The following is a 19,485-nucleotide window of genomic DNA, read 5'->3' as shown; positions in this document are numbered from 1 at the left end:
CCTACTCATACACGCCCCATGACTTCAATGCGCGATTGCAGAATCTGCATCACCATGTCCATCAGTTTTTGCAGCAGCGCGGCATCGGACGAGTCTTTCTGCCCGACTTCATCGCTGAGGCTCTTCTGGGTGTTCTGCGCACTTTGTTGCAGTACCTCGTTCTCGCGCGCCTTGTGCTCGGACAGCCGAACCAGGCTGGACACCAACTGGCTGAAGCTCACCGAAATGGCACTAAGCTGACGCCCCAGTTCCAGTTTCTTTTCGATGCCCTTGCTGCCCATCTGGCTCAGCCATTCCGAGGTCTGGCCGATCTTCTGCGCCTTGAGGATTTCATCGTCGAACCAGGCCTGTTCCTTCGGCGTCAGCGTGGTGCCCTTGGGCTGGAAATCCACAGTCGTGATGCGGCCGAAATCATCGAAGGTCTGGATGTTGCTGGTGGTCTGCGGGTCCCAGTCATCACGCTGGCGATCTCGCTTCAGATCGCTGCCGATGGTGCTGGCATCCAGGGTGTTGCGTTTGTGCAGGCTGATGTCGGCATGCTTCATCGCTTGCCCCTTCAGGTTGGTGAACATGGCGAACCCGGCGGTGACGGCGGATGCCCCAAATTGCGCAAACGCGCTGTTCAGCGCGGCCTTGCCAGTCTCGACAATCGCGGCGCCCTGGGCCTTGGCCGCGTCGCTGGCCATGACGCTGAAATGGCCGCGCAGTTGCGCATTGGCCACCCGCGCGATGTTCAGCGCAATGATCGCGGCCACCAGTACGTTGGCGTGTTTCTCCCAGGCACCGGGGTCGAATATCAGGTCGCTGCGCACATCATCGCTGAGCACAGTGATGGCGGCGGTGACATCCTGCCAGTCGGCTTCGCTGGGCTGGTAGGCATTGATCGCTGCCTCGAACTCTGCCGCCGTCGGGACGCGCACATCCACGGTCTTGAGGATTTGCGCGTGGGTGATTGCGTCATGCAGCGCGAAGCTTTTGAGCGTCTCGGGTTTCTTTTCTACTGCAAACGGCTCATTGAGCAGAGCGCGTGAGAGCACGCCGGTGCTGTTGATGGCGGTCATACCGAATTCCTTCTATCCACGGGATCACACGTTGCGAGCGATGTGCTGGCTGACGGATTGGCTACGTTTCAGGTCGGCAAACAACTGCTCGATCTGGCGGGTTCGGTCCTGCATTGACGCGCCGTAATCCTCCACCAGCCGCGTGAGGTAGGACGTGATTTCCTCACTGATCGCCATGCGCATGCGCACCTCGGCCAAGTGTTCGGCCGCTTGTTTCTGGTGGTTGGCGCTGGCGATCTGCAGGCTGTCGCGCACCACCACGTCGCCGAACGCGGTGGCGGCCTGAGCAATCTCCAGATGGCTGGCGAACCGGGCGACGGTCATGGCATCGGCGCCACGGGTGACGAAGCCGCGCAACTGCGTGAGCATCAGGTGGAACATGTGGCTGAACGACGAGCCCATTTGTTTGAGGGCCTCCATCGCCACCGGTGCCGCCTGAGCAATCGCCGAGGCCAGTTTCGACGCCACGGCGCTGACCATCGGCCCGATCACCTGCACGCCGACCACCGCCACCAGCGCGATGGCGGCCATGGTCGAGGCAACGCCCTGGATCATGCCGGCGATCTGCGCGATGTCTTTGGCGGTTTGCTCATCGACACCCGCTGCGATCAGCAGCCGGGTGTAGAGCTCGGTGAACAGCTTGATGGCTTCCTGCATCACCGTGGTCAGCGGTTTCATGGCCTGGGCCATGAACGACACGCCTGTCGCTTCCTTGACCATGGCGTCGGTCATCATCACCGCCGCGCCAATCACACCCACTGCCACCAGCACCGGGTTGGCGATCAGCACGCCGGCGGTGATAGTCGCAATGGTCAGTATCGCCCCGACGATGGCGCCGATGCAGCCCATGGTCTTTTGCAGGGCCTCGGCCTTGCGCACTTCCTCCAGGTACTTTTCCGACTCCGCCTTCATGTGTTCCTGGATTTTGGCCTGCAACTCCAGGAACAGCGCCTGACTGAGTTCTTCCTTGTTCTGCGCCGCTTCACCCAGCATCTCGATGATCTTCAAGCGGTTGAGCAATGCCAGCGCACTGCTGCTCAAAGCCTTTTCATCGCTGTCCTTGATGACGGAGCCGCCGACACCGGTCTCGCGCACTTTCGCCACCACAGCGGCCAGGGTCCTGGCGCAGGCGTTGGCGGTTTCGATCAGGGTCAGGTGCGCATCGGTGGCTGTTTGCAGGGCTGACGTATGGCCGGCCAGTTCGCCCTTGAGCTGATCGCGCAGCGCCAGTTCCCGGGCGTATTCGGGGGACTGCGGGTCCAGTTGAGCCAGGCGCGCTTCGCAGGCGTCGAGCAATCCCTGGACGTGCAGGACCCGCGCCTGCAACTGGTCGAGGTATTCCTGGCTGCTGCCGATGTCGCCCTCTGCTGCTTCGAGGGCCTCGACGGCTGCGGCGTATTCGGCGGAGAGTTTTTCGTGCCCCTGTTGCTTGGCACCGGCCATGCTTTGCAGCATCGCCAGGCGATTGTTCAGTTTGTTGACGTCGACCTCGCTGATCAGCTCGCTGAGCAGCGCCATCAACAGCGTGAACAGGTCGCCGTCGGTTTCCTGTCTGTTGCCGTCGGCGCGCGGTGGCGGCGGCTGCAGTGTCGGCCGTCCCGCGCTCCCGGCAGGGGCATTGTTAGTGCCCTGGTAATTGACCGACATCAGGTCCGCCAGCGCCTGCTGACCGGCCCTCCGGTAATCCGCCGTCCTGGCTGCCTGGGCGGCGGCCTTGCCGTATTTTTCAAAGGCTTCGGTCCGGCTCATTGTCCCGGGGACGGCCGGGGTGAAGCCGCTTCTGATTTCACTCATGTTCACTCCTCGGAACACTGCGGTTCCATGTGGCTCAGGCTGTCGAGATACACCCGTGCCTGCTCTCGCAGATCGTCTTGTGTGGCGTGCTCCAGCACGTACTCGAAACACAACCGGGCCTTGCCGACCTTGCCCAGGGCGAGCTGACACTGGCCGCTGTAGAACATCGGGCGGTAGTCGCTCCTGCCTTGGGCGAAGGCGATCGCGTACAGGTCGATCGCTTTCTGGTGGTTGTGTTTGAGCTGGTGCACGGCCGCCAGGCCCATCCAGTACTGGCTGTTGTAGAAGTCGTAGATGCACAGGAAGTGAAAGAACTTCTCGGCATCGTCCAACCGACCCTGCTCATAGAACTGGTAGGCGAAGGCGTACAGATGATTCATCTGTTCATCGCTGATGCCCTGCACATCCTTCAACGGCGCACCGGCAAGCACCGCATCCACGACGTCGAGGGCGACCTGTTCACTTTGTTCGTCATTGCGACTCATCAGCCACACTCCTGAAAAAACGTCAGCGCTGCTGACGGCTGCATTGAGCCAAAAGCGTCGGGTGGCACGCTGCCAAATTGCGCTCATCCCCCTGAAGCAACACCACCCCTTGTAGGAGCGAGCTCGCTCGCGAAAAACCCGAGAGCGCCGTTGGGTGTCAGGTTTCCCGCGTTATCGTTGGCGACCATCGCGAGCGAGCTCGCTCCTACAGGGATTGGCGCCGAGCCTGTAGGAGCGAGCTCGCTCGCGAAAAACCTGAGAGCGCCGTTGGGTGTCTGGTTTCCCGCGTTATCGTTCACGACCATCGCGAGCGTGCTCGCTCCTACAGGGGTTGGCGCCGAGGCTGTGGGAATGGGCTTGCTCGCGATGAGCCCGAGGGCGCGGTTGGGTGTCTGGTTTCCCGCGTTTTCGTTGGCGACCATCGCGAGCGTGCTCGCTCCTACAGGGGTTGGCGCCGAGCCCGCCCCCACAGGGGGTGTTGCGGCGTGGTTCAGGCGTTTTCCACCTGCTCCAGCCAGATCAGCAGGCGCAGGACTTCCTCGACTTCCTGCACCTGCAGGAAGCTGTAGCGCTGATGGGTCTTGTAGATGCGCCTGGCCAGGGCGATGTCGTTGATCACCGGCACGCCCACTTCCCTGGCATAGGCACGAACCGCCAGGGCTCGTTGGTTGGTTTCCATCAGCGAGATGAACGGCAGCACGATGATGTCCGGGCGGAAGTACACGCCGATGGCGATGTGGGTCGGGTTGGCGATGATCATCCGCGAGTTGCGGATATCGGACTTGACCTGTTCGGACAGCAACTCGCGATGCAGGTCGCGGCGGCGGTTCTTGATCTCCGGGTTGCCGTCCTGTTCCTTGTGTTCGCGCTTGACCGCATCCTTGTCCATCATCTGGTCCTTGATGAACAGCCAGTACTCGCTCAACGCATCGAGCACCACGATCAACAGCACGCAGCCCAGGAATGCCAACACCACGACCAGCAGCAAATGCCCCCAGATGGCGAACAGGTCCGGGGCCTCGGCGAACAACTGAGCGAACAGCAATTGCCGCTGGGTGACCCAGACGATCCACAGTGCCATGGCAAAACTGCCCAGGTACAACAGCGCCTTGAGCGTGTCCTTGACGGTGCGCAGGCTGAACAGTTTCTTGAAGCCATTGATGGGATTGAGCGCGCCGAAATTCAGCTTCAAGGCTTCGCTGGCCAGGGCGAAGCCGCTTTGCAGCAACGCCGGCAAGGCGCTGGTCAGGACACACACCAGCAGCAACGGCAGCAACGCCTTGAGCCCCACCAGCACCAGCATCGCCGAGTACTTCTGCAAGTCGGCATCGAAGTCGCTGGCGATGATCCGCCGATAGACTTCCATGACTTCCAGCAGCGAACTGTTGAACACCATGTAGCTGATGCCGCACAGGGTCAGGCAGGTGATGACCAGGTCCTTGGCCTTGAACGACTGACCTTTGCGCGCGGCATCGCGCAGACGCTTGGGTGTGGGTTTCTCAGTCTTCGAGGCGCTGGACGACATCACCCGCCTCCCGCTCCAGGTACTGCGCCAGCCCCTGGGATTTCACCCCCATGCGCAACACCTGCGGCGGCAGGTGCGCGCCGAAATACAGCATCAACACCACCAGCGCCACCAGGCTCTTGACCGTCAGCGACACCGAGAACGCATTCATCTGCGGCGCGTAGCGCGAGAGCAAACCCAGCAGCGCTTCGCTGATCAGCAACGTGGCAACCACCGGCGCGCTGATCACCAGGGTCTTGCTCACCAGTGCGTCCAGCAGCAAAAGGATCGGTTGCAACTGCACCTCACAGCCTGTTGCCGGTGTGCAGATTCTGTAACTGTGGCCAACGGTTTCGAGCATCAACAACATGCCGCCGCCCTCGAGGTACACCGCCGCGGCGAACAGTTGCAGGAAGTTCGCCAGCTCCGAGGTGTCGACACCGTTTGCCGGGTCGACGGTGCTGCTGAGCATCGCACCGCGCTGGTTGTCGATCAGGTTGCCCATGGCGTGCAGTACCCAGAACGGCCAGCACAACAGGCAGCCAAGCAGGACACCGATGCCCGCCTCACGCAACACCAATCCCAGAAAAGCCACGCCATCGAGCGCCGGCAACGGCACGCCCACATAAGCCCAGAACCCCAGCGCCACCACCACGATCACCCCCTGGCGCGGCGCCCCGGTGAGCACCCCGCTGTTGAGAAACGGCAGCATGAAAAAGATCGGCGTCAGCCGCGCCACACCGAGAATCGCTGCGGCGAACACCGCGTACAGATCGAAGAACAACGTCACCGCCATCAGCCTAAGCCAACGCCAGGCGAATGACTTCGCGGCTGAAATCCAGCAGGGTCTCGCCGTACCAACCCGAGAGCAGAAACAGGCACGCAGCCACCGCCAGCAGCTTGAAACCGAACGGCAGCGTCTGCTCCTGCAACTGGGTCACGGTCTGGATCAACCCCACCACCAGGCCCACCACCGTGGCGACGATGATCGGCCAGGCCACCATCAACAGAATCAGGTACAGGGTCTTGTTGCCGGCATACACCAGGTCGTTCACGGTCGCCTCCTAGGCCAGGTCCAGGTATTGCCTGACCAGGCCAGTGGACAACAGCGCCCAGCCATCGAGCGCAACGAACAGCACCAGTTTGATCGGTACGGAAATGATCACCGGACTCATCATCATCATGCCCAGCGCCAAAAGGATGCTGGAGATCACCAGGTCGACGATCACGAACGGCAGGTACAGGTAGAAGCCGATCTTGAAGGCGCTTTTGATTTCACTCAGGGCGTAGGCCGGCAGCAGCGAAAACAGCGAGGGTTCCAGCGTTTCATCAACCTCGGTTTCACTTTGCACGGCCTGGGCCCGCTCGAAGAACAGCGCCAGTTCCGGGTCGGTGTACTTGCGCAGATAGTCTTTGTAGCTGCCCAGACCGTTCTCGGCGAAATTCACCACCGATTCGATGTCGGTGAAGGCCACCGCTTCAGTCTTGTAGTAGTCGTAGCCCTGCTTCATCACCGGGGTCATCACGAAAATCGCCAGCATCAGGGCGATCGCATTCAGCGCCATGTTCGACGGCACCTGCTGCAGCCCCAAGGCGTTGCGCACGATGACGAAGACAATGGAAAACTTGATGTAGCAAGTACCCGCCGCCACCAGAAACGGCAGCAAGGAGGCGAACGACAGCAGACCGATCAGCGAGACGTCATTCATCGCGCGCCGCCCTGTAGACCTCGAGCAACTCCACAGCCAACTGTTCGCCCAGTTGCACCAGTTCGCCACGGGCGACGGCTTTGCCATTGGCGCGCACCTCGATGTGCCGCGCCGCCTCGTCCGCCAGCGCAATCAGTTGCCCGTCGATGATCTGCGTCAGCGTCGCCAGGTCGATGGCATGGGTCGCGAGCACGAACTCCAGACGCACCGGCACAGCGCCGAGGTCGACTTCGGGTGCAGGCGCGCTGTGGGTATCTTCGACGGTCGATTGCATGTGTATTCCCAGTTCAGTGAAGGTGAAGTCGCCGAGGCAATGGTTGCCCACGCAACCGCGTTGCGAGCGATGGATGATCCGCAGCACATCGCCTTCATTCAGGCGCACGACCTGGCGCAGGTGACTCCAGCCCAGCATCAGGTCCAGGTGCAGCGGTAAGTCGTCCAGCCAGGATTCGCTTGCCAGGGGCCTGCCGGCGGCGGGTGCTGGCGGCAATTGGGTCACCCAGACGCGCCCGCAAGCGCTGTCGAGCCACGGCAAAGCCTGGGTCGGCAGTTGTGCCCGCGGGACCGCTTCGGCATCGCCAATGTTCCGATAGTGCAAGTCGTCCACGTCCATCGGCAGGGGCCGTGGCACCGCTCGGAACAGCTCGACGATGTGGATCAGCGAACACTCGACCGCCAGTAACGACTGCAACGTCGGCAACGATCGATGCAACCAGCCCCGGGCGTCGATCAGCCCCCACCAATCGCCGCATTCGCCCGATGCGCGAAAACGTAAATATTGCGCGGGTTCTGGCGCTCCTGACCCCGCCTGCACACCGGCACTCAGCCAACGTCGAACCGCCTGAGCACCGGCATGCGCCTGAGGATTGATCCGCCGTAGATTCAACCCCTTCATGCCCCCTGCCCGGCCTCTTCGTCCTGCTCGTCACCCGGCGCCTGCCGCGAGCCCTGACGCTGCTGCTGGTCGTCGCTGTCGGTCAGGTGCCAGGCGGGTTCGCGCACCTGCTCAAGAGACACTTTGAGCTGTTCGAACACCAACGCATTGCTCGGGCTGAGCTGCAAAGTGCGCGCAGGTTCGTCAGCCATGCGACGGATGGTCACCTGGCCGCTGGCGATGCCGTTGTCGAAGGGAACCTGCAACAGGCCGGGCGCTGGGTTCGGCAAGGCGTCGATGACCGTCTCGGGCATGGGCGGTGGTTGCGGGACAGCAGGTGTTGGAGCCGGTGATACGAACGGCCGGTGACTGACGATCGGTAAGGCTGGCGATCGTTGCCCCACGAACTCAAGTGCATCGGCAGGGGTGACAGTTTCGGCCAGCGAAGGATTGGGCATGTCCACCGGGCGGTCGGTCAGCGGCGCTTGAGCAACCTTGAAAAAGGCTGCGTCAAATACCGGGGCGGCCGCAACGTAAGCCCCTGGTTGCACCGGCTTGCTCGACGGTGGCTGAGGGTTTGGACAAGGTACCGCCACCGGAGCCGGCGATTGCTGCGCCTCGTCGTACTCCACCGCCACTATCGCGGGGAGCATGGTCTGCAAGAGCGGTCCACGATCCATGTCCGTCAGCGGTCGATGGCGCATCATCAACGGCGCCAGCAGTTCCAGCACACCCTGCGGCAGTTCGTCCTCCCTCACCGGTACCAGCCTGTCCAGCAACTCGCCGGCGGGGTCTTCACTGACGCCGTCCGCAGGTTGAATCGGCAACGGGGAAACCACAGCTACATCGCTCATCGCCGAACTCCATTGATCTCTTCGCTTTCTCTTTCTTCCCGACGCACCTGTTCGCGCCGTTGCCCACGCAACAGCTGCTGGACAGAGCGTTGGCAGGTGTCCTGTCTGCACTGGGCCAATCGCAGTTGCTCGCGTTGTTCCTGCAACCGTTGCTCGACTTCACTGCACTGCTGCGCGACCCGATCCTGCTCGACACGCAGCAGGTCTATCTGCCGCCGAATCACGGCCTGCCTGCGCAGCAACGCCAGCAATTGCCCGTGATCCAGCACGCAGTCACTGGCGCGGTGGCTGATCAGCAGAGCCTGCAGTTCGACCTCTTGCGCTTCGAGCGCGACGCCCTCGCGCAACAGCGGCTGCAACTGCTGCCGGGTACGCGCAATCTGCAGTTCATTGCGCTGGCGGCGCAGCTGACTGAGGGCCAACAGACGGCGACGATCGGGCAATGGATTCATGCCAGCAGTGCCTGCAATTGGGCCAAGGCCTGATCAGGCTCCGTGCACTCGCTGGTCGGCTGGCGCAGCCACAGGTCGAGGGCTTCGCGGCGCTGCAGGGCTCGGTCGTTGGCCACGTCCGCGCCCGGGCTGTACTCGCCCATGTCGAGAAAAATCTGCAGCTGTTCAAGCCGCGCCAGTGTTTCCCGAGTGGCCGCCGCCAGCTGCTGCACCTGGGGCGTCGTCACTTGGGTCGCCACGCGACTGATGCTGCGCAGCACATCGATGGCCGGGTAGTGTCCCTTGGCCGCCAAGGCCCGGCTGAGATAGACGTGGCCGTCAAGAATCGAACGGATCTCCTCGGCGATCGGGTCCGGTTCGTCGTCGCTTTCCAGCAGCACGGTGTAGAAGGCCGTGATGCTGCCGGCAGCGGTCACACCGGGCCGCTCCAGCAGGCGCGGCAAGGCATCGAACACCGACGCCGGATAACCCCGGCGCGCCGGCGCTTCGCCCGCCGCCAACGCCAGATCGCGGCGAGCCCTTGCGTAACGGGTCAACGAGTCCAGCAACAGCACCACGTTGCGGCCCTGATCACGAAAGTACTCGGCGATGGCGGTGGCCTGGAGCGCCGCGTTGCAGCGGTCCACCGAAGAGACATCCGAGGTGGCGTACACCACCACGCAACGGCTGCGCTTGTCCGACTCGCGCAGATGAGCGATGAACTCGGTCACTTCCCGGCCGCGCTCGCCGATCAGGCCGATGACAAAGACATCGGCCTCGGTGTGGGCGATCAGCATGTCCATCAACGTGGTTTTGCCGGAACCGGCAGCGGCGAAGAGGCCGATACGCTGACCGACACCGCAGGTCAGCAAGCCGTCGATCACGCGAATACCGGTGCGCAATGGCGTGTCCACCGGGCGGCGCTGCTGGTACGAGGGCGGGTCGGCATCCACCGGATAATCCTGTTCTGCCAGCGCCATCGACGGAGCCAGGCGCTCGACGATGTGGCCCTGGGGATCGACCACGCTGCCGAGCAACGCATCGCTGCACCTCAATTGCAGGGTCGAGCCCGTGGGCACGATCATCGATTCCCGGGACAACCCCTTGGCATCGCCGAGCAGGCTCAGCAGCACGGCGCCAGGCTTGAAACCGATGACCTGGGCCCTGGCCGTCACCTCGGGGGTACGCCAATGCCGACGCACTTCACAGACTTCGCCGATCACCACGTTGCCCAGCGCGGCCTCCATCAAGGGGCCAGTCAGCCGTTGCGGATGAGCGGCCAGGCGCTCGAGGCAATGATTCAACGGCGCAGGATTCACAGGCGCAGAATGCCGCACAGCTCTTCGACCACCGCCACGAAATGATCGATGGCCTGGGCGAATTGGCTGGCATCGCTTAGAGCGTGGTCGTTGCACATCAGGCGCAGTTCAAGCTGGCCTTCCACCTCGCACAAGTGCAACTGCCCGCTGCGCGACCAAGGGCAGCCCTGCAGCAGGATCTGCAACAACGCCGCGGCACTGCGGCCCAGGTACGCAGGCATCATGTGCGTGATCGAAGCCCACACCCACACCTCCCCGTCCACGTGACCAACATTGATGCTGGGCAAATCCTTCATCTGCATTTCGATGGTGCTGTGGCTGTCGAAATGGCCGATCTGGCTGTCGACGCAGCCACTGTGACGCAGGGCTTGGCGCAACAGGTCGGCGAGATCCATTGGCATCATTTACAGGGTTCCTTACAGGGTTTTGATCACATTGACCGAGACGGTCTCGCAGACTTCGCCGAACGACATCACGTCCAGCTCGCGGAAGCGCCCCTCGATCAGCTTCTTGATGTAGCGCCGCACATCCACCGAACACAGCAGCACCATGTCCTTGTGGGCGATGTGCACGCTGTCCAGGCCGACGCTCAAGCGATCCATCAGTTCTTCGGATTCGGCCGGTTCGAGGTTGATGAAACTGCCGGCCGAGGTTTGCCGGATGCCCCGGCGCACCACCTCCTCGAACTCCGCCGACAACAGCAACACCCGCAGGTCATTGCTCTGGGCGAATTTGTTGCTGATGTAGCGCGCCAGCGAACCGCGCACGTGCTCGACCAGCGCCAGCGCGTCTTTTTCCCGGGACGCCCAATGGGCCAGCGACTCCAGGATGAGCTTCATGTTGCGCACCGAAATGCGCTCGCCGATCAGCCGCTGCAGCACCTCGGCGATCTTCTGCACGGTGATGTGGCGATAGACCTCCTTGAGCAGATCGGGGCAACGGGCTTCCATTTCGTCGAGCAGTTGCTTGGTTTCCTGGACCCCGAAAAATTCCTGGATATTGCGCGCCAGCAAGGTGACCAGGCAGCGATAACATTCCTCGTCGGCCGGGCGCAGGTGGTAGCCCAACTGCTGCACGCGCTCGCGGTCTGCCGCGTTGACCCAGACCCCGCCCAGACGATGGCTGTCGCTGCCGCGCACCAGGGCAAACCCCATGGCTTCCAGCTCGGGCGAGTAGTCGAGCAGGCGCCAGTGATCGAAATGGATGTCGAATTGCTCGGCACGCACTTCGTTGATCAGCACCGCCACTTGATGGGCCGGCAGCGCCTCGCTGGCGCGCAACTGCGGTTCGGGAATGCGCAGCCCGTAGTCGACGAAAAACTGACTGCGAAAACGTGCCGCCCAGCGCGCCCGGGTCAGTTCATCCAGGCGTGCGGCGGGCACCAGCAGCATCAGCGGGATGGTTTCGGTGGCGACGTTGTCGATGTCATCGAGCAGGCCCGAGCCGCTTTGCAGGGCGTCGCCCTGGGCAGACGCCGGGCGGCTGTCAGCCTGAGCATCGGCCCTGGACGTCTTGCGCTGGCGGACGAACACCAGCAGCGCCAATGCCGTGGCGATGGGCAGGAAGGTCAGCAGCGGGAACCCCGGCAACAGACCAACACCCACCGCCAGCAACGCTGTCACGCCCAATACGAACGGGTGACCCAACATCTGCGCGAGCATGTTGCGCCCCAGGTTGGCGTCATCACCGTTGACCCGGGTGACGATGAAGCCCGCGCCGATGGCGATCAGCAACGCCGGAATCTGCGCCACCAGGCCATCGCCGATGGTCAACAGGGTGTAGGTCGACAGCGCGGTGGACATGTCCATGCCCAGTTGCCCGACGCCGATGGCCATGCCGCCGATGAAGTTGACGAAAATAATGATGATGCCGGCGATGGCATCGCCCTTGATGAATTTCATCGCGCCGTCGAACGAGCCGTACAGCTGGCTTTCACGCTCCAGCACGCTGCGTTTTTCCTTGGCTTCCTCGGCGGTCAGCGCGCCGGCCTTCAGATCACCGTCAATGCTCATCTGCTTGCCCGGCATGCCGTCCAGGGAGAAGCGCGCGGCGACTTCGGCGACCCGCTCCGAGCCCTTGGTGATCACGATGAACTGCACGATGGTGACGATGGAAAAAATCACGAACCCCACCACCAGGCTCTCGCCGATCACGAACTCGCCGAACGAGGCAATGATCTCCCCCGCGTCCGCCTGGCTGAGGATCAAGCGGCTGGTGCTGATCGACAGCGCCAGGCGAAACAGGGTGGTCAACAGCAGCAGCGCCGGGAAGGTGGAAAAACTGAGGATGCGTTCGATGTAGAACGAGCCCATGAACACCAGCAGTGAAATCACGATGTTCAGGCCGATGAGGAAATCCACCAGCATCGTCGGCAGCGGGATGATCAGCATGGCGATGATCATCACCATCAGCGTCAGGATCAGCAGCTCCGGGCGAGCGCCGACGTTGCGCAGAAACACATTGAGCATGGCAGGCCCGTTCCGCTTGGACATCATGGGTAACCGCCGATGCGTCGGCGTTCGATGCATTCGTGGGCGTAGGCAACGTCCGCCAACCGGGTGAACTGCTGTGCCAGGCGCAGTGGCGCTTGTTCATCGCAGAACAGCGGCACGGGCAATTGCAGGGTGAGCCGGCGCAAGGTCTGCAACAGGCCCGAGCGATCACGATGAGTGCTCAGCAGCAGGTGCTCGCCCAACGCGCCGAGCAGCAACTGATCGAGGTCATCGGGATAGGCCAGCACGCCGAACAGGAACACCAGCCAGTCGGGCTCGTGAGGGTTGTGCCGGCAGATGAGTGGGTCGCCGAGCAAACGGCCGATGAACAGGTTGTCAGCCGAACGCAGGCGCTTGAGGCCATTGAGCCGGGCCAGCAGGTCGCCAAATTCTGCGTGGGAGCAACTGGGGTCCTGGGCACTGATATCGGTGAGCAGCGCCGCTTCGATGAAATCCAGCACGGTCTTGCGATGCCCGGCCCCGTACTGCGCAATCCAGTCCTGATAGCCATCGAGCGGGCCTTGGTCGGACTCGAGAAAATCGCGGTAGGTCTGGCGCAACAACGCCGCGCGCACCGCCATGCTCGCGCCGAACATCCGCGCCTTGAGGGCGGCGTTGATCCCGGCGTTCAGGCGTTTGGGGGACGCTTGGGCGACCACCGCCTGCAACAGCGTTCCGAGGCGCTGGCGGGTATGGGCTTCGAGCTTTTTGCGGCGCAGCAGTTCGCGCAGCAACAGGGCCAGGTCGCTGGCATCGGGGAACAGGTCCCGCGCCCTCTCCAGCAGCCAGGTGACGGGTTTGTCCGCCAGCCGGGCGAGGCTGAGGATCTGCCGCGCCTTGGGCAGGGTGTCGTCGTCCAGCACCCTTTCGAAGTTGTCCCATTGAGTGTCGGCCTTGAGCTCGAATTGCCGCCGCCCGCGCAACTGCGCCAGGGCCGCCGACATTTCGTCGCTGATCTGCACGACGCGCTGGGCTGCGGCGGCGGTGCCGCTGTCATCCAGATCGAGATCGACCTCCGCCTGGGGCTGCGGATGCTCCGCCGCTTTCTCGGCATTGAAGCGCGCCTGGGCCGAGCGGCCACCGGTGGAGATCGCCGGCAGGATCATGGCTGCGGGTTCCGGAAATAGCTGCGGCGTACGCGTTCGTGTTGTTGCGGCGTGAGCAAGCGCGCGGCCGGTTCGGCGGATGGCATGGCATCGCGAATTTCCTTGGGCTGGATCAAAAACACCCGCACCGTGTTGGCCGAGCGGCTCTGCCGATAGCTGAACAGGCGCCCGACCCACGGGATCGAACCCAGCACTGGAATGCGGCCGATTTGCTCGCTGTGGTCGTCACGGGTGAACCCGCCCACCAGCAGGCTCTTACCCTGAGGCACCCGGGCCACGGTGCTGATGCGGGTACGCCCCACCGTCGGCAAGGTGCCCGGTTGTTGGTCCTGATCAGGGCGTTCGACTTCGTTGCCGTCCTCGATATTGAGCGACATTTCCACCTCGTCGCCCTGGGCGAAACGCGGCAGTACGTTGACCAGCGTGCCGTAGGTCACGTGCTGCAGGTCGACGCTGCGCTCGCCCACCAGCGGCGCATAAAAGGTGCGGTTGTTATCGAAGATCGCCGGCACATTTTCCTGGGTGAGGATGACCGGCCGCGAGACCACGTTCGCCCGGTTGCTGCGCTCCAGCGCCATCACCTGGGTGACGAACGAGGCGCCATCGAGGGTGGTCGCGGAACCGGCGTTGAGCGAGGCGGAGAATTTGCCGCCAGAATTCACCGTGCCCTGCCAGTTGATGCCCAGTTGATTGAGCTCGTCCTTGTGCAGGTCGATGATCCACAGCGACAACTCGACGTGGCGCTTGGGCGTGTCGAGGGCACTCACCAGGTTCTCGATGAAGCGCACCTGCTCCGGCAGGCCCTTGACCAGCAGGCTGTTGGTGTCGGGGTAAGCCACCACCCGGATATTTCCGGCGGCCAGCTCCCGGGCAATGATCCGGGGGGCGGCCGGGTCCGTATCCGAGGGGGTGCTGACCAGGCCTTCGAGGGGGAATGCCGGCATCAATCCCTGGGATTTCTGCGGTTGGGCCACAGACGGCTCGACTTCGCGTTTTTCCCCGCGCAAGAGTGCTTCGATCACCGTGGCCAACCCCGGGATGGTCACCTTGTCGTCGCGCAGTTCGTACTGGCGGTCGCTGACAAAGGTGTTGCGCACCTGGATCACGCCGATCTGCTGCTTGCCCAGCAACAGTTCCGAACGCTGGTTATCCATCATCCCGGCAGCCTGCATCACCAGGTCGACATACATGGGCGGGCCCGAGACATGGAAGGTGCGCAGGCCATCGTGGCGCAGCGGATAGCGGCTGTCATACAGCCCGGAACGCTCAAGGAAACCTTGCAGGCGGGCCACGGTCAGGGTGTGCAGCGAGACCATCGAGCTTTTGATTTCCGCGCCGTCATACAGATAGATCGCCTGGCCGTCGCTGTACCAGATCAGGCCCATTTGTCCGCTGACACGCTCGAAGGTGCGTTGCGGCGCACGCAGGTCAAACGTGCCGGAAATGCGCTTGGCCGCAGCGGCCTTGCTGACGATCACCGGTTTGCCCAGGGGGCCGGACAGCTCGCTGAAAAAGGTCCGAGCGCTCTGCTCACGGGCCTCGAAACGGTAGACATCGGCCTGGGTGACAAGGGGCGCGATCATCAGTGCGGCACCCAGCCAGAACGGCAGGACAGACAGGGAAGGCATTCGGCGGGTCATCGGTTCATTTGCCCGGAAGGTAGGTAATGTCGGCCAGGCTGCTGGGGGTGAATCCCACCAGCTCGCGGATTTCCTTGGAGAAATGCGAAGAGGAGGCAAAACCGAACTCCAGCGCCACGTCCGTCAGTGAGCCGTCCTGCAGACTCATGTTCAACAGCGCCTGGGCCGTGCGCCAACCGCGCAAGGCAGGCTTGGCTGCGGTGCCCAGCGCTTGCCGGCACAACCGACGAAAATGCGACACCGAAACGCCATAGCGCTGCGCCAGGGTGCTCAGTTTTTCGCTGTGGGTGCCCTGCTCGAGCAGAAAGCGCACCAGGCCGTAGCTTTCGCTCTGGCGCAACACGCTGGCAAAAGCGTCATAGACTTCGCCGCCGGCCATGGCCTGTTGGATGTACCAGCGTTCGAGCGCCTGTTCCGACTGGACCTGTGGATAAGTCACCGGCAGTGCCGCCCAGGTGCTCAGGCCGGGGCGCCGGTCGATCGCCCCGCACCCCAGGTCGATGAACACCTGCAGCTTCACCAGCGGTGCCTGGGCAATCGGTCGGGTCTGTGCGCGGGCATTGAGGTCCCATCCACCGTTCATCGCAATCAGCCCTTCCCAACCGACCGGCAGGCAGCAGGCCGGCGCACACTGAACCCGGCACAGGCATAGGGGCGTTCGCTCGACGCGCAGATGCAGCACCCGTTCGCTGGAACGGGCCTCGGGGATACCTGTGGCGTGTGGGAATTCGATGTGCACGCCAACCTCCTTCGCGGCCTGACGGTGTAGGTCGGCAGGATGCAGGAGCGGGCGTGTTCAATCCTGATGCAAAGCTGATGAAACCGGGGCTGGCATATGCCTTGCACCCATTCATTCATCAGCACGCATGCCAATGGCGGGATGCGCGCAAGGACAATGGCGTCGTCACCGGGCCTTGCATGTGCGAGTGCCTGGGACGACGTTTTTTTTGCAAGGTGAAACGCGATGAACGAACCGTCAGCCGGCCCTCTGGCCTGGGTCAATGGCAGCGATGCCCCGGAAAAGTCGGAAATCAATCTCGGCTTCATGGCCCTGAGCGACTGCGCCTCGGTGGTGGTCGCGGCCACCCAGGGCTTCGCCCAGCCCTATGGCCTGACCCTGAACCTCAAGCGCCAGGCGTCGTGGGCCAATCTGCGGGACAACCTGGTCAGCGGAGAACTGGATGCCGCCCACAGCCTGTACGGCCTGATCTACGCGGTGCACCTGGGCATCGGCGGCGTGGCCCCCACCGACATGGCGGTGCTCATGGGCCTGAACCAGAACGGCCAGAGCATCAACCTGTCCCGTGAGCTGCAGGGGCTGGGCGTGACCGGTCCTGAAGCACTGTACCGCCACGTGCACCAAACTCGCTCAAAACTGACCTTCGCCCAGACCTTCCCCACCGGCACCCACGCCATGTGGCTGTATTACTGGCTCGCCAGCCAGGGCATTCATCCGTTGCTGGATGTCGACAGCGTGGTAGTGCCACCGCCGCAAATGGTTGCGCACCTGCAGGCGGGGCGCATCGATGGCATCTGCGTCGGCGAGCCATGGTGCGCCAGCGCGGTGCAACAGGATCTGGGGTTCACCCTGGCCACCACCCAGGCCATCTGGCCCGATCACCCGGAAAAAGTCCTCGGCTGCACCCGTGCGTTCGTCGAGCAATACCCCAATACCGCCCGGGTGCTGGTGATGGCGATCCTCGAAGCCAGTCGCTTCATCGAACAAAGCACCGAGAACCGCCGCAGCACCGCTCAGTTGCTCAGCGCGCCGCAGTATCTGGACGCGCCGCTGGACTGCATCGAGCCACGCCTGCTGGGCGACTACGCCGATGGATTGGGCAACCGCTGGCAGGACCCGCACGCCTTGCGCCTGCATGGCGATGGCGAAGTGAATCTGCCGTACCTGTCCGATGGCATGTGGTTCATGACCCAGTTCCGCCGCTGGGGCCTTTTGCGTGACGACCCGGATTACCTCGCCGTGGCGCGTCAGGTGCAGCAGCTGGACCTGTACCGTGAAGCGGCCAGCGCTGTCGGGGTGGCGTGCCTGGGCAAGGAAATGCGCAGCAGTCAGCTGATCGACGGCAAGGTCTGGGACGGCTCGGACCCGGCCGGTTACGCCCGCAGTTTCAAGCTGCACGCCATGAGCGACAGCGCCCAACGCTTCGCCAGCCGCTGACGGGAGGCCACGAACATGTTGCGTATCCTGCTGATCAACGACACCGCAAAAAAGGTCGGGCGCCTCAAAGCGGCCCTGACGGAAGCCGGGTTCGAGGTGATCGATGAGTCGGGGCTGACCATCGACCTGCCGGCGCGCGTCGAAACGGTGCGCCCGGACGTGATTCTGATCGATACCGAGTCACCGGGCCGGGATGTCATGGAGCAAGTGGTACTGGTCAGCCGCGACCAGCCGCGGCCGATCGTGATGTTCACCGACGAACACGACCCCGATGTGATGCGCCAGGCGATCAAGTCCGGCGTCAGCGCCTACATCGTCGAAGGCATCCACGCCCAACGCCTGCAGCCGATTCTCGATGTGGCCATGGCCCGCTTCGAAAGCGACCAGGCCCTGCGCGCGCAACTGCACGCCCGCGACCAGCAACTGGCCGAGCGCAAGCGCATCGAGCTGGCCAAGGGGCTGTTGATGAAAATGAAGCATTGCAACGAGGAAGACGCCTACACCCTGATGCGCCGCCAGGCCATGAGCCGCCAGCAGAAGTTGATTCAGGTGGCGGAGCAGATTATTGCCATGAGTGAATTGTTGGGCTGAAGGACGTCATCGCGGTCTCCCCTGTTGGCACAAATCTCGCTAAGCAATCTTCACAGGTAACCAACGGCGGTTGCCCCACTTACGACAAAGACGTCGCTCACTCCTTTCGCCCCACGGCGAATCGGGTAGCGGCGTTTTTTTGTTTGGGCCCCATTGCCCGGGGCCGGTGGAGCGGCCGTGCGGCGCGCCACCGGCATGACGCCCGTTCGAGACCCCTATCAGCTGAGGTGCGCGATGAATTCAAGCTTCTGGAAATCCGGCCATACCCCGACCCTGTTCTCGGCCTTCCTGTATTTCGATCTGAGTTTCATGGTCTGGTACCTGCTCGGCCCCCTGGCGGTGCAAATTGCCGCCGACCTGCACCTGACCACGCAGCAGCGCGGGCTGGTGGTAGCCACGCCGATTCTGGCCGGGGCGGTGCTGCGCTTTGTGATGGGCATGCTCGCCGATCGCCTGTCGCCGAAAACCGCCGGCCTGATCGGCCAGGTGATTGTCATCGGCGCGCTGTTCGGCGCCTGGAAACTCGGCATCCACAGTTACGAGCAAGCGCTGCTGCTGGGACTGTTCCTGGGCATGGCCGGTGCGTCCTTCGCCGTGGCCCTGCCCCTGGCGTCGCAATGGTACCCGCCGCAGCACCAGGGCAAGGCCATGGGCATCGCCGGGGCCGGTAACTCGGGCACCATACTGGCGGCATTGATCGCACCGGTACTGGCCGCCGCATTCGGCTGGAGCAACGTCTTCGGCTTCGCCCTGATCCCGCTGATCCTGACCCTGATCGTCTTCGCCTGGCTGGCCAAAAACGCCCCTCAGCGGCCGACAGCCAAATCGGTGGCCGACTACTTCAAGGCCCTGGGCGACCGTGACAGCTGGTGGTTCATGTTTTTCTACAGCGTGACCTTCGGCGGCTTCATCGGCCTGGCCAGCGCCCTGCCCGGCTACTTCAACGACCAGTACGGCCTGAGCCCGGTGACGGCCGGTTACTACACTGCGGCCTGCGTGTTCGGTGGCAGCCTGATGCGTCCGCTGGGCGGCGCGCTGGCGGATCGCTTCGGCGGCATTCGTACCTTGCTCGGGATGTACACCGTGGCAGCGATCTGCATCGCGGCCGTGGGGTTCAACCTGCCAAGCTCCTACGCAGCGCTGGCGCTGTTCGTCTGCACCATGCTCGGTCTGGGCGCGGGTAACGGCGCGGTGTTCCAGTTGGTGCCGCAGCGCTTTCGCCGGGAAATCGGCGTGATGACCGGGCTGATCGGCATGGCCGGTGGCATCGGTGGCTTTGCGCTGGCGGCGGGCATGGGCACGATCAAGCAAAGCACCGGCAGTTATCAGATGGCGCTGTGGCTGTTCGCCGGTCTCGCGATCCTGGCCTGGTTCGGGCTGGCCGGGGTGAAACGTCGCTGGAGAACCACGTGGGGTTCGGCCGCCGTGACCGCTGCGCGGGTCTGACAC

19 protein-coding genes are annotated in these 19,485 nt (G+C 63.3%); 3 read left to right on the top strand and 16 right to left on the bottom strand.

Annotation, left to right across the window (positions count from 1 at the left end; translation table 11 throughout):
• Positions 1-5: 5 nt before the first annotated feature.
• From B0W55_RS08185 to B0W55_RS08105, 16 genes are all read right to left on the bottom strand, one after another.
• Positions 6-1,061, bottom strand: coding sequence for a cell invasion protein (locus tag B0W55_RS08185; RefSeq protein ID WP_077045504.1), 1,056 nt, complete (start codon positions 1,059-1,061; stop codon positions 6-8).
• Between the two features lie 24 nt (positions 1,062-1,085).
• Entirely contained in the window at positions 1,086-2,855 is a 1,770-nt protein-coding gene (gene sctE / locus B0W55_RS08180) for a type III secretion system translocon subunit SctE (protein ID WP_077045503.1), read from the bottom strand.
• A 2-nt stretch (positions 2,856-2,857) separates the two neighbouring features.
• Complete coding sequence (sicA, locus tag B0W55_RS08175; protein ID WP_077045502.1) at positions 2,858-3,340, bottom strand: type III secretion system translocator chaperone SicA; 483 nt, start codon at positions 3,338-3,340, stop codon at positions 2,858-2,860.
• A gap of 490 nt (positions 3,341-3,830) precedes the next feature.
• Positions 3,831-4,865 carry an EscU/YscU/HrcU family type III secretion system export apparatus switch protein gene (locus B0W55_RS08165; protein ID WP_077045500.1) on the bottom strand — a complete coding sequence of 345 codons (1,035 nt, stop codon included), beginning with the start codon at positions 4,863-4,865 and terminating at the stop codon, positions 3,831-3,833.
• On the bottom strand, positions 4,840-5,640 hold the full coding sequence (gene sctT, locus B0W55_RS08160; RefSeq protein WP_077045499.1) for a type III secretion system export apparatus subunit SctT: 801 nt from the start codon (positions 5,638-5,640) through the stop codon (positions 4,840-4,842). Before sctT ends, B0W55_RS08165 begins: the two co-directional genes overlap by 26 nt.
• A gap of 4 nt (positions 5,641-5,644) precedes the next feature.
• A complete protein-coding gene (locus tag B0W55_RS08155; RefSeq protein WP_007993424.1) occupies positions 5,645-5,899 on the bottom strand; it encodes an EscS/YscS/HrcS family type III secretion system export apparatus protein in 255 nt (84 codons plus the stop codon).
• 9 nt (positions 5,900-5,908) lie between these two features.
• Positions 5,909-6,553, bottom strand: coding sequence for an EscR/YscR/HrcR family type III secretion system export apparatus protein (locus B0W55_RS08150; protein WP_077045498.1), 645 nt, complete (start codon positions 6,551-6,553; stop codon positions 5,909-5,911).
• The gene (locus B0W55_RS08145; protein WP_077045497.1) at positions 6,546-7,448 is read right to left on the bottom strand and encodes a FliM/FliN family flagellar motor switch protein; all 903 of its coding nucleotides are present in this window, start codon (positions 7,446-7,448) and stop codon (positions 6,546-6,548) included. Before B0W55_RS08145 ends, B0W55_RS08150 begins: the two co-directional genes overlap by 8 nt.
• Positions 7,445-8,281 carry a hypothetical protein gene (locus tag B0W55_RS08140; protein ID WP_077045496.1) on the bottom strand — a complete coding sequence of 279 codons (837 nt, stop codon included), beginning with the start codon at positions 8,279-8,281 and terminating at the stop codon, positions 7,445-7,447. The genes B0W55_RS08145 and B0W55_RS08140 overlap by 4 nt, the downstream gene beginning before the upstream one ends.
• A complete protein-coding gene (locus B0W55_RS08135; protein ID WP_077045495.1) occupies positions 8,278-8,733 on the bottom strand; it encodes a type III secretion protein in 456 nt (151 codons plus the stop codon). The genes B0W55_RS08140 and B0W55_RS08135 overlap by 4 nt, the downstream gene beginning before the upstream one ends.
• On the bottom strand, positions 8,730-9,959 hold the full coding sequence (gene sctN / locus B0W55_RS08130; RefSeq protein ID WP_256576242.1) for a type III secretion system ATPase SctN: 1,230 nt from the start codon (positions 9,957-9,959) through the stop codon (positions 8,730-8,732). The genes B0W55_RS08135 and sctN overlap by 4 nt, the downstream gene beginning before the upstream one ends.
• Before the next feature lie 68 nt (positions 9,960-10,027).
• On the bottom strand, positions 10,028-10,435 hold the full coding sequence (locus B0W55_RS08125) for an Invasion protein B family (protein ID WP_077045494.1): 408 nt from the start codon (positions 10,433-10,435) through the stop codon (positions 10,028-10,030).
• A gap of 12 nt (positions 10,436-10,447) precedes the next feature.
• Complete coding sequence (locus tag B0W55_RS08120) at positions 10,448-12,499, bottom strand: EscV/YscV/HrcV family type III secretion system export apparatus protein (RefSeq protein WP_077045533.1); 2,052 nt, start codon at positions 12,497-12,499, stop codon at positions 10,448-10,450.
• A 23-nt stretch (positions 12,500-12,522) separates the two neighbouring features.
• On the bottom strand, positions 12,523-13,629 hold the full coding sequence (gene sctW, locus B0W55_RS08115) for a type III secretion system gatekeeper subunit SctW (RefSeq protein ID WP_077045493.1): 1,107 nt from the start codon (positions 13,627-13,629) through the stop codon (positions 12,523-12,525).
• Positions 13,626-15,269, bottom strand: coding sequence for a type III secretion system outer membrane ring subunit SctC (sctC, locus tag B0W55_RS08110; RefSeq protein WP_077045492.1), 1,644 nt, complete (start codon positions 15,267-15,269; stop codon positions 13,626-13,628). Before sctC ends, sctW begins: the two co-directional genes overlap by 4 nt.
• A 4-nt stretch (positions 15,270-15,273) precedes the next feature.
• Positions 15,274-16,008 (bottom strand): helix-turn-helix domain-containing protein, encoded by a 735-nt coding sequence (locus tag B0W55_RS08105; protein ID WP_077045491.1) that lies wholly within the window; start codon positions 16,006-16,008, stop codon positions 15,274-15,276.
• Positions 16,009-16,233: 225 nt separating this feature from the next.
• Here B0W55_RS08105 and B0W55_RS08100 point away from each other — a divergent pair, with 225 nt between their 5' ends.
• The 3 genes from B0W55_RS08100 to B0W55_RS08090 all read left to right on the top strand — a co-directional run bounded on the left by B0W55_RS08100 (position 16,234) and on the right by B0W55_RS08090 (position 19,482).
• Positions 16,234-17,445, top strand: a complete 1,212-nt coding sequence (locus tag B0W55_RS08100) for a CmpA/NrtA family ABC transporter substrate-binding protein (RefSeq protein ID WP_077045490.1) — start codon at positions 16,234-16,236, stop codon at positions 17,443-17,445.
• Positions 17,446-17,460: 15 nt separating this feature from the next.
• A complete protein-coding gene (locus B0W55_RS08095; RefSeq protein ID WP_077045489.1) occupies positions 17,461-18,036 on the top strand; it encodes an ANTAR domain-containing response regulator in 576 nt (191 codons plus the stop codon).
• 234 nt (positions 18,037-18,270) lie between these two features.
• A complete protein-coding gene (locus B0W55_RS08090; protein ID WP_077045488.1) occupies positions 18,271-19,482 on the top strand; it encodes a NarK/NasA family nitrate transporter in 1,212 nt (403 codons plus the stop codon).
• Positions 19,483-19,485: the final 3 nt, after the last annotated feature.

The organism is Pseudomonas sp. KK4, assembly GCF_001984065.1.
GTDB lineage: Bacteria > Pseudomonadota > Gammaproteobacteria > Pseudomonadales > Pseudomonadaceae > Aquipseudomonas.
The sequence above is the reverse complement of the archived record's forward strand: the minus strand, read 5'-3'. Positions and strand labels throughout refer to the sequence as shown.

What these genes read in the sequence shown, in the direction of transcription:
- B0W55_RS08165 (WP_077045500.1), bottom strand. Translation starts at nt 4,865, where the DNA reads ATGTCGTCCAGCGCCTCGAAGACTGAGAAACCCACACCCAAGCGTCTG.
- sctC (WP_077045492.1), bottom strand. Translation starts at nt 15,269, where the DNA reads ATGACCCGCCGAATGCCTTCCCTGTCTGTCCTGCCGTTCTGGCTGGGT.
- sctT (WP_077045499.1), bottom strand. Translation starts at nt 5,640, where the DNA reads ATGGCGGTGACGTTGTTCTTCGATCTGTACGCGGTGTTCGCCGCAGCG.
- sicA (WP_077045502.1), bottom strand. Translation starts at nt 3,340, where the DNA reads ATGAGTCGCAATGACGAACAAAGTGAACAGGTCGCCCTCGACGTCGTG.
- B0W55_RS08145 (WP_077045497.1), bottom strand. Translation starts at nt 7,448, where the DNA reads ATGAAGGGGTTGAATCTACGGCGGATCAATCCTCAGGCGCATGCCGGT.
- B0W55_RS08125 (WP_077045494.1), bottom strand. Translation starts at nt 10,435, where the DNA reads ATGATGCCAATGGATCTCGCCGACCTGTTGCGCCAAGCCCTGCGTCAC.
- B0W55_RS08120 (WP_077045533.1), bottom strand. Translation starts at nt 12,499, where the DNA reads ATGCTCAATGTGTTTCTGCGCAACGTCGGCGCTCGCCCGGAGCTGCTG.
- sctE (WP_077045503.1), bottom strand. Translation starts at nt 2,855, where the DNA reads ATGAGTGAAATCAGAAGCGGCTTCACCCCGGCCGTCCCCGGGACAATG.
- B0W55_RS08185 (WP_077045504.1), bottom strand. Translation starts at nt 1,061, where the DNA reads ATGACCGCCATCAACAGCACCGGCGTGCTCTCACGCGCTCTGCTCAAT.
- sctW (WP_077045493.1), bottom strand. Translation starts at nt 13,629, where the DNA reads ATGATCCTGCCGGCGATCTCCACCGGTGGCCGCTCGGCCCAGGCGCGC.
- B0W55_RS08135 (WP_077045495.1), bottom strand. Translation starts at nt 8,733, where the DNA reads ATGAATCCATTGCCCGATCGTCGCCGTCTGTTGGCCCTCAGTCAGCTG.
- B0W55_RS08090 (WP_077045488.1), top strand. Translation starts at nt 18,271, where the DNA reads ATGAATTCAAGCTTCTGGAAATCCGGCCATACCCCGACCCTGTTCTCG.
- B0W55_RS08095 (WP_077045489.1), top strand. Translation starts at nt 17,461, where the DNA reads ATGTTGCGTATCCTGCTGATCAACGACACCGCAAAAAAGGTCGGGCGC.
- B0W55_RS08150 (WP_077045498.1), bottom strand. Translation starts at nt 6,553, where the DNA reads ATGAATGACGTCTCGCTGATCGGTCTGCTGTCGTTCGCCTCCTTGCTG.
- B0W55_RS08100 (WP_077045490.1), top strand. Translation starts at nt 16,234, where the DNA reads ATGAACGAACCGTCAGCCGGCCCTCTGGCCTGGGTCAATGGCAGCGAT.
- B0W55_RS08140 (WP_077045496.1), bottom strand. Translation starts at nt 8,281, where the DNA reads ATGAGCGATGTAGCTGTGGTTTCCCCGTTGCCGATTCAACCTGCGGAC.
- sctN (WP_256576242.1), bottom strand. Translation starts at nt 9,959, where the DNA reads ATGGAGGCCGCGCTGGGCAACGTGGTGATCGGCGAAGTCTGTGAAGTG.